The sequence below is a fragment of the Bacillus sp. mrc49 genome (genome assembly GCF_002803435.1).
Genome location: NZ_PHNG01000690.1, coordinates 19,875 through 31,739, shown reverse-complemented (window position 1 = coordinate 31,739; position 11,865 = coordinate 19,875). Strand labels below are relative to the sequence as shown.

Annotated in this window: 11 protein-coding genes; 3 read left to right on the top strand and 8 right to left on the bottom strand. The window is 41.3% G+C overall.

Translation table 11 applies throughout. The features are described from left to right. Position 1: 1 nt before the first annotated feature. The 4 genes from CVN76_RS13485 to CVN76_RS13470 form a co-directional block, all read right to left on the bottom strand. Entirely contained in the window at positions 2 to 196 is a 195-nt protein-coding gene (locus CVN76_RS13485; protein WP_034307294.1) for a cold-shock protein, read from the bottom strand. Positions 197 to 1,050: 854 nt separating this feature from the next. Beyond that, positions 1,051 to 1,257 (bottom strand): cold-inducible protein YdjO-related protein, encoded by a 207-nt coding sequence (locus tag CVN76_RS13480; protein ID WP_061140325.1) that lies wholly within the window; start codon positions 1,255 to 1,257, stop codon positions 1,051 to 1,053. 131 nt (positions 1,258 to 1,388) lie between these two features. Then, on the bottom strand, positions 1,389 to 3,512 hold the full coding sequence (gene recQ / locus CVN76_RS13475) for a DNA helicase RecQ (protein WP_100531678.1): 2,124 nt from the start codon (positions 3,510 to 3,512) through the stop codon (positions 1,389 to 1,391). Positions 3,513 to 3,667: 155 nt separating this feature from the next. Further along, complete coding sequence (locus tag CVN76_RS13470) at positions 3,668 to 4,483, bottom strand: 3D domain-containing protein (protein WP_100531677.1); 816 nt, start codon at positions 4,481 to 4,483, stop codon at positions 3,668 to 3,670. Between the two features lie 256 nt (positions 4,484 to 4,739). Here CVN76_RS13470 and CVN76_RS13465 point away from each other — a divergent pair, with 256 nt between their 5' ends. Genes CVN76_RS13465 through cotJC form a run of 3 tightly spaced genes read left to right on the top strand, consistent with a single transcriptional unit; the run spans position 4,740 to position 5,819 of the window. Further along, on the top strand, positions 4,740 to 4,973 hold the full coding sequence (locus CVN76_RS13465; protein WP_100531676.1) for a spore coat associated protein CotJA: 234 nt from the start codon (positions 4,740 to 4,742) through the stop codon (positions 4,971 to 4,973). Next, entirely contained in the window at positions 4,974 to 5,237 is a 264-nt protein-coding gene (locus tag CVN76_RS13460; RefSeq protein ID WP_100531675.1) for a spore coat protein CotJB, read from the top strand. 12 nt (positions 5,238 to 5,249) lie between these two features. Further along, complete coding sequence (gene cotJC / locus CVN76_RS13455) at positions 5,250 to 5,819, top strand: spore coat protein CotJC (RefSeq protein WP_100531674.1); 570 nt, start codon at positions 5,250 to 5,252, stop codon at positions 5,817 to 5,819. Positions 5,820 to 5,894: 75 nt separating this feature from the next. On the opposite strand, the gene CVN76_RS13450 is transcribed toward cotJC, so the two are convergent. From CVN76_RS13450 to CVN76_RS13435, 4 genes are all read right to left on the bottom strand, one after another. Continuing rightward, complete coding sequence (locus CVN76_RS13450; RefSeq protein ID WP_100531673.1) at positions 5,895 to 6,767, bottom strand: CvfB family protein; 873 nt, start codon at positions 6,765 to 6,767, stop codon at positions 5,895 to 5,897. Positions 6,768 to 6,886: 119 nt separating this feature from the next. After that, positions 6,887 to 9,754 (bottom strand): ATP-binding protein, encoded by a 2,868-nt coding sequence (locus CVN76_RS13445; RefSeq protein ID WP_100531672.1) that lies wholly within the window; start codon positions 9,752 to 9,754, stop codon positions 6,887 to 6,889. Next, the gene (locus CVN76_RS13440; RefSeq protein ID WP_100531671.1) at positions 9,729 to 10,112 is read right to left on the bottom strand and encodes a response regulator transcription factor; all 384 of its coding nucleotides are present in this window, start codon (positions 10,110 to 10,112) and stop codon (positions 9,729 to 9,731) included. The genes CVN76_RS13445 and CVN76_RS13440 overlap by 26 nt, the downstream gene beginning before the upstream one ends. A gap of 92 nt (positions 10,113 to 10,204) precedes the next feature. After that, entirely contained in the window at positions 10,205 to 11,827 is a 1,623-nt protein-coding gene (locus tag CVN76_RS13435; protein WP_232732205.1) for a GGDEF domain-containing response regulator, read from the bottom strand. Positions 11,828 to 11,865 lie beyond the last annotated feature (38 nt).

Genomic DNA, 11,865 nt, shown 5'->3' with positions numbered 1-11,865 from the left:
TTTAATAATTTCTGGGATTGTTGATCGCTTGAAGCATTCTGGTTCCGGGTTTCATCTCACTGCTGCATAGCGGGCAAACATGTTCATCATTACTTGTAAAGTTATCGCGGATCCAACCTTTGCAATCTTCTGATGTACATTCCCATACCTTTGTTTCTTCAGGAATGATTTCTTCCGTATTATTTCTTCTATACATATATCTCACTCCTTAGAATTTAAATTGACTCCGTCCTGCATAAAAGCTTCCAAGCCATAAAGATAAAAGAAGAATAGATGGCGAATAATCTAAATAATTGTGAGTGTTACTCATGCTTATTCTCCACACTCAACCTCGCAAGTTTCAAGAAGTTGAAAGTAGGACCATGAATTTTTAATATCTCATTATCCATTATAACATATAAAGCTGTTAATAATTGAGTAAAGATAGTAAAGAAGAGATGATTCTGTAAATAATACTTTCAAAAGCCAGATAAATCTGAAGCACAGTCCCGATTACCCTCGAGGTATGCGGGACTGTGCTGTGTAAGAATCCATTCCATATGGTTCTTCCTGCCCGTTCGCATGAATTGCTTCAAAATGAACCGGGCATGAGAGTAATTTTAGTGCCAAAACCTAAAACAATGAAAGCCCTGCCTCTCTCCCATCCATACGGTTCCTAGACCGTGCCTGCGAGAATCAGGTAAAAGCTTGTAAGTACATGTTTATTAATTAAAACCGTCCGTAATTCCAATTGGGAAAAGTATATTCCAAAAGATAAATGGTACATAGAAGTAAGTTAATGAAGAACAGAAATGGATCGAGGAAAATACTTGGTGACTACTTGTATTTCTTTTATCTAGATGTGTTTAACTTGATTCTACTTCATCATACCTATGATGAAAAATTATTTGATTAATAAAAATGTTACTTTAAATTACCCTCCAGTGCTTATCGTTAACAGCACTGAAACTTCATGTTATCACACTTATATATAAATGTAAAGTGTTAAATTAGAATCAAGCTCCTTCCTACTTGAACGCAAAAAAATAAAGAGGCAATGTCTCACCTCTTTTATTTGAATGCATTATATTCATTTTCGATTTTCGGCAGTTCCCTGACCTCTTCGATCAATTGACTGCCGCACATTGGGCAATCATAGTTTTCCGAGGCAAAATCCTTTCTCATCCAACCATTGCAATCTGCTGATCCGCATGCATATACTATCGTATCTTCCATAATGATTTCTGGTTCCTCTGAATTCTTTTTGCCAAAATACATGAGCAACCTCCTCTTTTTTATATAAAGACTCTGACCAAAGGCACTAACCTTACCTTTACATCAACCCTAGTATACGCATTAAACCAAAATCTTATTTATTCATGGAAAAAATTATCCAAAAAACTATCCGCCTATCTTTTTTCCATCCCTGCTTTCACCATAATCGCTTTTATCATAAAATATGAAATATGTTCAGGCAGGGCTTCTTTCAATGGTTTTAGTTTTTCAGAATTCAATTGTAATGCCGTTTCCAATACGAGACCGTACTCTTCATCCGAGAAAATATCTTCCCATTTGATATCCATGTGTTCTTGGGCACACTTTAATAAATGATTTTCGATAGAAATCGTGGACAGCCCTCTTAAGGCTCCAATTTCTTTCATCGATTTACCCTCTTGGTATAAGCGGTAGCTTTCCAGATGTGAAGGCGTAGTGCTTCGCTTACTTGTTTCCTTAGTAACCATTGTATTGGTTTCAACTTCAGGATGTGCCTGTACATATTGGGAAATCCTTTCGAGGAACGCTGCTCCGAATCGCTCGAACTTCTGGGTGCCCACCCCTTTGACGTCAAGGAATGCCTGTTCCGTTCCAGGCAGTTTTGCAGCCATATCCTTTAAGGAAGCATCGGAAAAAATAATGAATGGCGGGACATTTTCATTTGCAGCCATTTCTTTTCTTAGTTGCCGTAATTCTTCAAACAACCCATGATCCACACTGATGCTGCTAACATGCTTCATTTCTTTTCGAAGGACTTTTTTTTGTCCCAAAAGGACCTCCCTGCCGGAATTGGTTACTTTCAGTACAGGGAATTGCCCGCCCGTCATTTCGATATACTGCTTAGCTGTCAGGAAGTCAATGAAATCGCCAACATCCTTTGCTGTTTGATTATTGATGATTCCATAAGTCGAAAGCTTCTGAAAGCCAAACTCCTCCACTTTCTTATTCCGTGAACCTGTCAGCACCTGGGAAATCATTGTCTTGCCAAATCGCTCACCCATGCGCAACATGCACGAAAGCACCATCTGTGCCTGTGTCGTTACGTCCACGGAATCGCGTTTATCCGTACAGTTCTCGCAATGACCGCAATCCTCGGGAGTTTCTTCCCCAAAATAACGAAGAATGAATGCCTGCAAACACCCTTCGGTAAAGCAATAGTCCTTCATTTTATTTAACTTTTTCAGCTCCTGAGATTGCCACTCCTGCGAGGGGTTTGATTGATCGATCAAGAATCGCTGAATTTGCATATCTTGCGGGGAATACAACAGGATGCATTCACTTTCCAAACCATCACGACCTGCACGGCCCGCTTCCTGATAATAACTTTCCATATTCTTTGGGGTTTGATAATGAATGACGTATCTAACATTCGATTTATCGATACCCATGCCAAAGGCCGAAGTCGCAACCATCAAGGAAACTTCATCACGAATGAATTCATCTTGCTGTTTTGAACGATCCTGCTCATTCATCCCAGCATGATAGCGTCCTGTTTTGAAACCAGCTTTATTAAGCTTTGCATGCAATGAATCCACTTCTTTCCTTGTTGCCGCATAGATGATGCCCGATTCATTTTTGTTTTTTTCAACATAGCGCATTAAAAACCGGCCGCGATTTTCTTCCTTCACAACGGAAAAAAATAAGTTATCCCTGGAGAATCCCGTTGAAATGGCATGCTCCTTGGATATACCAAGCGACTGACATATATCATCAATAACGTGCGGGGTCGCTGTCGCCGTCAAGGCCAGGACAGTCGGCTCTGCTGGCATATTCTTCAGCAAAGTTTTGATTTTTAAATAGCTTGGCCGGAAGTCATGGCCCCATTGAGAGATACAGTGAGCCTCGTCAATGGCTACCAATGAAATTTCCACACTAAACAACTCCTGTTGAAATGCAGGGTTTTCCAGTCTTTCAGGAGCAACGTATACCAGCTTGTACCGTCCTTGCTTAATATCGTTCATTCTCTTTGAAGATTCCAAACCTGAAATGGAGCTATTCAGAAATGTGGCATCAATCCCATTTTGTTCGAGGGCGTCTACTTGATCCTTCATCAAGGAAATAAGCGGGGATATCACGAGTGTAACACCAGGCAACAGAAGTGCCGGAATTTGATAACATATGGATTTACCCCCGCCCGTAGGCATGATTCCGGCTGTATTCATTCCTTTTAACACCTGTTCGATAATCTGTTCCTGTCCTTTTCTAAATGATTCATAACCATAATACTGCTGTAAATATTCACGTGCCTTCTCCATCAATTCACTACTCCTCCTATTTACCTTGTAAGGTCCGATAAGGGTTCATTACTTTCATTGTACCTGCTTTTCCGATCAACCAAAAGCACAAAAAGAGTAGACACATTAATTCTCCGTGTCTACTCTTTTCAATATATGAACATGTTTTGCATGGTTAGTTAATTCAGGATTTGAACTTTAACATTTTTAACGCCCCAATTATTGGCGTCTTGTTCATTAGGAACAAAAAGGTCCACTCTATTTCCCTTGATGGCACTTCCAGTATCGGCAGCTGTCGCGTATCCATACCCCTCCACATAAACTTTTGAACCTAGCGGAATGACTGATGGGTCTACGGAAATCACTTTTGCATTCGGATTGGCTTTCAAATCAACCCCTGTTGCTGTAGTGCCGCTGCAGCCTTGACAATCAGCCGTGTACGCCGTTGCTCTGACAGTCAATTCTTTTTCCACACCCGCTTGATCGTCGGATTCCTGGTTTGAATCTGCCTTTTCTGGTTGTTCAGCTGGCTTCTCTTGTTCTGCTGGTTTAGCTTGTTCTGCCGGCTTCTCTTGTTCCGCCGGTGCAGCCTGCTCTGATGTTTGCTCAGGACCTGCGCTCGCCGCTTCCACTTTGTTGCCTGCTGGCTTGATGACTAAATCCTGATCCGGAAGAATCGTATCGGAATTTAGGTCGTTCCAAGATTTAATATCATGTACCGATACATCATATTTGTGTGCTATTTCCGATAATGTCTCCCCTGACTTGACTTTATGGTGCTGTTCTTGAGAGATATGTATGGTTTCTCCTACATAAATCGAGTCTGAAGACAAATCATTCCAAGACTTAATATCTTCTATTGATACTTTATATGTTTGAGATATCCCCCATAATGTGTCTCCATCTTTCACTTTGACATCTTCTGCTTGTACCGGGATGGTGAATGCACCGGATATTGCAGCCGCTGCCGCTAACGATAAGATTGATTTTTTCATATGTTGTTACCTCCTTGTGAGCTACTTTATAAGCTACGAGTTAAATCTTAACATAGTTTTTTTCTATACAAAGAACAAACAGATAAAGAATAGATGACAAACATCACAGGAAGATAACGGTACTATAACAAGGATTTATAATATTCTGAAAAAACATCTTTTTCCAGACCGTCCTCTTTCCAAAGAAATAAAGGCATATTAGGCACGGCCGAGGCATAAAAATTAAAGGCCATATTTTTACAAAGGAGGCATATTCGTGACGCGCGATAAATCCTTTACATTAGTCAAATCATATAAACCTTTTCATAGTAAGGATGATCCTTGTCCCCCCATCGGGAGGAAATACTACAGAACGCCCCCCCATTTATATATCAATTTTCAACCTCCGAACCTGGAGCAATTCACACCAGAGGAAGCACTGAAATACGGGACGTTATGGAAGTTTTTTTATGATTATTATGATAATCCATATCGGGAAAGGAAGTCGTAAATGAATAAACTGGATGATGAATATTATCATTTGCTAGAACAAATACAAGCTGCGGATTTTGTGCTTGTCGAGCTGACTCATTATTTGGATACGCATCCTAATGACCAGCAGGCCCTGCAGCAATTCAATCAATTCCATGAATACTCCAGGCAATTGAAAGCTGTTTTTGAACCTAAATACGGTCCCTTATTGGGATTTGGAAACAGTTCCGGCGATGAAAATAAATGGGAATGGGGTCAAGGCCCCTGGCCTTGGCAAGTATAAGGAGAGATATCGATGTGGGTTTATGAAAAGAAGCTGCAATACCCGGTTAAAGTCAGGGACTGCAATCCTAGATTGGCAAAATATTTAATTGAACAATACGGAGGGGCCGATGGAGAATTGGCAGCTGCCCTTCGTTACTTAAATCAGCGCTACACGATTCCTGACAAAGTGATTGGGTTGTTAACCGATATCGGAACGGAAGAATTCGCTCATCTGGAAATGATCGCTACGATGATATATAAGCTCACGAAGGACGCCAAGCCACAACAGATGGCTGAAGCAGGACTTGGAGATCATTATGTCAATCATGATAGTGCACTGTTTTATCATGATGCCGCAGGAAACCCATGGACAGCCACGTATATCCAAGCGAAAGGGGATCCGATTGCCGATCTTTATGAAGATATTGCCGCTGAAGAGAAGGCGCGAGCAACGTATCAGTGGTTAATTGACATCTCAGATGACCCGGATATCAATGATTCCCTAAGGTTTTTACGCGAAAGGGAAATTGTCCATAGTATGAGATTCAGAGAGGCAGTGGAGATTTTAAAAGATGAACAAGGTAAAAAGAAGTTTTTTTGAACATCATATAAAAATGGACCCCCATCTAAGACTTTTGTCTGACAATGGGGGTCCATTTGAATTCTGCGCTTATTATCATTTACGATCTGAAGAATAAGTCCAGCCATCTTCCTGATAAATCTTGTCTTCCTTCATCAGTTTGCCAAGAGCACGTTTGAACGCTCCCTTGCTTAAACCGAAGTGAAATTGAATATCATCCGGAGGCGTTTTGTCTCCATAAGGCATCGCTCCGCCACGATTCATTAAATACTTGAAAATGACATCGGCATCTTCGCCCATCAAATCTTGTTTAAACGGGATTAGAGAGACGTTCAGCGTACCATCTTCCTTACTATCTATGACGCGGCCCTCCACTAATTCCCCAAGGCGAGGCTCTTCTTTGCGTTCACTTTCATGAATGAAACAGCGATAGCCTTCTTGTGATACAAAGAATGATCCGACCATGAGCAGCCGGTAGACATTCCCGCTCACGGTTGTATTACGAACTCCTTTTAAAGGAGCCTTTACGGCAATCTCCTGAATTATATCTTCGGTTGCAAGCTTACCGAATAACCGGTCATTGCGATCGGTCTTCAAGGATACATAAAGTCGATCGCCTACCTCTGGCCACAAGCGGTCAATATTCGGAAGATCATCAAGAGATACAAGTATATCTTTGGAGAGTCCGATGTTCACAAACACCCCAAGCTTCCTTTTCACATTGACAACTTCCGCCCATCCATATCGATCGATTTGAATGTCGGGGATTTTCATAGTCGCCGTAAGCCTAGCTTGTTTATCATGATAGATGAATACCGTCACCGCATCACCAATCTCAAGCTCCGTTCCTTCGTTCGTTTCATTATGATGAAGCAAGACATCTTCTGAACCATCCGTTAAAAACCAACCGAAATCCGCCTTACGTTCCACTTCTAACTCTACAGCCATGCCGGCCTGAATTTTTTGCATGTATTTGAATCCTCCTGTAACTTACCTTTACCTACAATTATATCTCATTAATTATTTTTTCCAACATCATTGAATTTATCATCTTTTTGTTGTTATGTATACCCATTCCTGCTTTTTCTTTACTCATGGTCCCCTTCATTACAGGAATGCGGTATCAAGATTTGCCCTTTTTTACGATTGCTTAACAACGTATGCATGATCACCTTCGATAATTGGCTCGGCTTGTAAGGCTTAACTAAGTAATCCTTGGCCCCCAAGGAAAGCCCTTTTTCCCTTTCATCAAGTGCGGTCGATATGAAAACGGGAATCTCCTTCAAGCCAGCGGATACTTTTAACTCCCTTAAAATGCCCCACCCATCCATCTCTCCTTCTTCAAGAAGGATATCCAGAACAATGGCGTCAGGCGGTGATTTTTTCAGTTCTTGGAAGGCTTTTCTCCCACTATTGAAATAATTCACATGAAACCCGCTATCCATCAATTCATATTTCAATAGTTCCGCCAAATTAATATCGTCTTCGATTACCATGATTTCATAGCTCAGTTTTATCGATTGCCGATCATGATTCAAGCTCGCTTCCTTTTGCGTAACCTTAGGGAAAGAAATGGTGAATGTGCTCCCTTTTCCGTATTGTGAGACCACCGTCACCTGACCCCCATGCGATTTGATGATTTCATCAACGATTGCCAGTCCCAGTCCAGTGCCTCCAATTCTGCGGCGATCTGAATTATCGACCCGATAAAACTTTTGAAATAAATGGGGCAGGGATTCTTCGGGAATGCCAAGCCCTTCATCCTCGATATCAATGGAAAGCATTTCATTCCTGCCATAAACCCGGACCAATATCCTGCCGCCATCAGGAGAATATTTAATTGAATTGCTTAGAAGATTGGTAAAGGCCTGTTCGATCTTTATCCGATCTCCCAAAATCATCACGTCAGTCGTTTCCACTTGAAGCTGAATATCATGGTGTTCTGTATTTATTTCCAAGTGTTCAATGACCTTCTGGAGCAATGGGAGGACCTCCACATATTTTTTTTCATAAATCTGTTTGCCCGATTCCATTTTTTGAACATCCAGAAAATCATTGATAAGTGCTGTCAGCCGTTTCGCTTCATTGTAGATCGTCTGCAGGTATTTTGTTTGCCTCTCAGGCTTCAATGGTTTATTTAGCATCAACTCGGTAAAACCAAGGACGCTTGCAAGCGGAGTCCTTAATTCATGGCTGACCGTACTGACGAATTCGGATTTCATTTGATCCACTTCATATTCCTTCGTTATATCCCGATAAACCAAGATAGTCCCAAAACCCTCTTCACGATAGCGCAAAGCTTCGAAATAAACCTTTATGACCTGATTCGTTTCTTTCTTTTTAAAAGTGAAGCTACGTTGTTCATGATTGGCTTCTTCAAGATGCTGAATCGCTTCCTCCAACGAACGGGAAAATCTATCCCCCTCCATTTGTTCAGATAACTCAGCACTCCACTTCTCCCATGGCAAGTCAATGATTTGATCAGGGGTTGAACCGGTTTTAAAAATATCGCAGAAAGGCTGATTGACCTGCACAACCTTACCATCTTGATCAATCAGCTGGATGCCTTCCTTTATCGTGTTCAAAATATCTTGATTTAATTTCCGATTACCTTCGGTTTGCTCGTATAGCTTGATCTTGTCAAGAGACGTGGCGATTTGCTTGGCCAGCGTTTCGCATTCTTCCACTTCCTGATTCTTAAATGGCGTTCCATATCTGCTGTAAACCATGATGGCGTCCACTTCTTGAAACGTGGATAAAACGGGAAGATATAAATCATAACTGTAATTCGTATTTTCGTGATACCCTTTCTCCGCGTCCAATTGTTCTCTTTTTATCGTGAAGGGTTTCTTTTCTTTTAGCAAACGATAATTTAAACCACTGTGGATGTTGTTGCGGAATTGCTTCACGCCATTATCCGAAATTCCAAATGAAGAAGAAGCATCTTCATGAACTAAAGCAATCATCCCGCGATCAGCCGATATGATCTTGCTCATATTAAAGACAATGCTTTTCAATACTTCGTTTTTATCCAATGTGGAGGATATCCCATTGATCAATTCATTTCTCCTTGTAAGCTTCTGTTCATTATCACTTATGATTCCAAGTGTCACTTGCAGTTCATTTTGCTGGGCCTGCAGTTCATCCTGCTGTGCCAGCAGCTCTTCATTATGTGCCATCAATTCCTGCTCTTTTTCCTGAACGCTGGATAACATTTTTTTGAAGGCGATCGACAAAGCCCCAAGCTCATCCCTGCGATTTTCATTGACTGAAATGACAGCCTCCCGACCAGCAGCAATCTCATTGGCTGCCATTGAGAAATCGGCAAGTGGCTTACCGATATTCTTGATAATCGATCTGACTATGAACAGGAAGATGAATAAAAAAATAAGAACGAATCCGACAAATACGCCTTGAAGGATGGACTGTTCTTTTGTAAGATCCTTCACGTTTTCATCACGTTTCTCCGTCAGCTTGCCTAAGTATGATTTTATCAAGCTGCGAAAATCCGAAACTTGCGCCATGATATGTGTGCCACCGTTGTTTTCGGGGGAATCCAATAAGGACGGGAGAGCTTCGCTAAAATAATAACTGGTAAAATTGTCAAGCTTATCGATCATGACCCTATCTTCCTTGGAATGAGCAATAGCCTTAAACTGTTCAATATTTTCCCGAATCGAAATTTCCTCTTGGATGGATTGTTCTTTTAACCCATCTTTATCAAGTGAATTATTGGCTGTCAGATTTAAAAAGACCGTATGATATTGGTCGAGTATATCTTCTATTACTAATTGTTTTCCGACGATGCTTTGCCGGTGCTGGATATATTCAGCTTGCAAAGACTGCAAATGGTAAAATAAAATGCCTGTTCCGACAATAAATAGGATGATGCATCCCGTCATCAATGACACGACCTGCCTTGACAGACTTTTAGTAATGTATGGATTCAGCTTCATGCAGAATGACCTCTATCTTTTCGATTAGCTTTAACGGACTGAATGGTTTGGCCATGAAATAGTCCGCACCCGCTTCCAATATTCGTTCTTGCTCAAATTGCTGGCTTTTGGCAGATAACATGAGGATTTTTCCTTGTGCTTTTATTTCGGAAGACTGGATTTTTTCAATGATCTCCAAACCAGTATACCCTGGCATCATATAATCAAGAATAATCAGGTCATAAGTCCGGTGCTTGAGAAGCTTCACGGCCTCCATCCCATCTGCCGCTTCGTCAACCATATAATCTTCATCCTCCAGTGTATCCACTACCAGCATTCGTAACACTTCTTCATCTTCCGCTAATAAAATTCGTTTCATCATTCCATCTCCTTAAAGGTGGTTTAAGTTAATATCGTCAAGCATGAACGATCCTTACTTTGGCTGTACACTATCATCTCAGTGGAAATGGGTTAGATGAGCTTTGTCAACAGGCGCTCTATCCTCGACTTCAGATCAGTAATGCTAAAGGGTTTCGTTACATAATCGTCCGCCCCCAATGTCAACGCTTTGGCAATATCATCCGTACTTTTTCTTCCCGTCAGCATCAATACGGTATAAAAATCCGCATTGCTTCCCTGTTTCACTTTCTCCAGCACTTCGATTCCATCCATGATCGGCATTACACCATCAAGAATTAAAAAATGCCCTACGTCTTCCTTGGCTCGATCGGACTTCAAGAATGAAGGGCCGTCTTCATAAACGGCAATATCCAAATCGAAGTGCGGTACCTGTAGCGAACGCATTGCTTTGGTCAAAATGGTCCGGATAATGATGTCATCATCGATTACGGACACATTAAGAGATTTTTTGTTAAATCGTGCTTGCTGTATACTTTCAACCTTTGCTCGCCCTGTTCGTTTGGCTTCATATAATGATGTGTCCGCTTCCTCAAGTGCTTCCTTTGGCGTAACATGCTCATTTTCAACCGTAAATGCTCCGGCAGAAAATGTAACCGAAAAAGGCTGCCCCTCGTGGGTGAATTCCTTTGCGGAAAAGTCCTTGATTAACCTTGTTAGCTTATGCTTGGCTTGTTCATTTGAAGTATCAGGGAAAATAAGGACGAATTCTTCCCCTCCATAGCGGCAGATCAAATCTGAGCTCCTGATCTTGCTTTTTATGAATTGGGCGAACTCTGCCAATACGAAATCCCCGGCCGCATGCCCATACCGATCATTCACTCGTTTAAAGTGATCTATATCAATGATGCTGATCGTAAAAGGCTGCCCTGACCGCTTATAGTCATTGAAATAGCGCGGCAGCGTGTCTTCAAGGAATCTTCGGTTATATACCTGCGTCAACTCATCTATCAGGACCGACTGATCAAAAATCCTCTTCCTCTGCAAATGTCTTTCCATCTTGACGATAAACTCATCTATATCGATCGGCTTGCCGATGAAATCATCCGCTCCCATCTTGAATGCTTTGATTCTGGTTTGCTTATCGTTCTGGATGCTGATCATGATTTTTGGAATGAAATATTTCTCATTATGCAAATGAATGTCCTGGAGGATTTGGAACCCATCCTTTGCAGGCAGTTGGATATCAAGAATCAGGCAATCTGGCTGCATTTCAAAATATTGATTGGTCGCCTTGACGGGATCGGCATTCGTGATCACCATCCATCCCTGTTCCTCCAGAAGATCCTTCAATAAAATGAGCATGGAAATATCATCGTCAATGATCTGGATGAGCGGGGCCTGGGAATCACGTACCGGTTTTCCCTTTACTTCAATTTCATCAAAATGCTCATATTCGTATGTATGTTCAATAAGCTCGAAAAGGAAATTCCTAAGGTCGGATGGAATCCATACTCGGCCACTTTCTTCATCCGTGTCTTCTAATAGCTGTTCCGTAATTGCCATAAGTCCACATAATTGCAGCGTTCCCGCGGTCCCTTTGATGGAATGCAAGAAACGGAATACATCATGCTCCGGAATCGTTTGAACATCTTCAAGCTCCAGCCAATCTGAAAGTTGATTTTTTATATTTCCAAATAAGCTATTTTTGTATTTTTCCATATTTACAAGTTTCACTTCTAATCACTTGACCCTTTCTTCAAATGCAAATAAGC

Coding starts and splice junctions, on each gene's coding strand:
- CVN76_RS13460 (WP_100531675.1), top strand. CDS start 4,974: ATGAATAAACTGGATGATGAATATTATCATTTGCTAGAACAAATACAA.
- CVN76_RS13470 (WP_100531677.1), bottom strand. CDS start 4,483: ATGAAAAAATCAATCTTATCGTTAGCGGCAGCGGCTGCAATATCCGGT.
- CVN76_RS13445 (WP_100531672.1), bottom strand. CDS start 9,754: ATGAAGCTGAATCCATACATTACTAAAAGTCTGTCAAGGCAGGTCGTG.
- CVN76_RS13480 (WP_061140325.1), bottom strand. CDS start 1,257: ATGTATTTTGGCAAAAAGAATTCAGAGGAACCAGAAATCATTATGGAA.
- cotJC (WP_100531674.1), top strand. CDS start 5,250: ATGTGGGTTTATGAAAAGAAGCTGCAATACCCGGTTAAAGTCAGGGAC.
- CVN76_RS13485 (WP_034307294.1), bottom strand. CDS start 196: ATGTATAGAAGAAATAATACGGAAGAAATCATTCCTGAAGAAACAAAG.
- CVN76_RS13440 (WP_100531671.1), bottom strand. CDS start 10,112: ATGAAACGAATTTTATTAGCGGAAGATGAAGAAGTGTTACGAATGCTG.
- CVN76_RS13450 (WP_100531673.1), bottom strand. CDS start 6,767: ATGCAAAAAATTCAGGCCGGCATGGCTGTAGAGTTAGAAGTGGAACGT.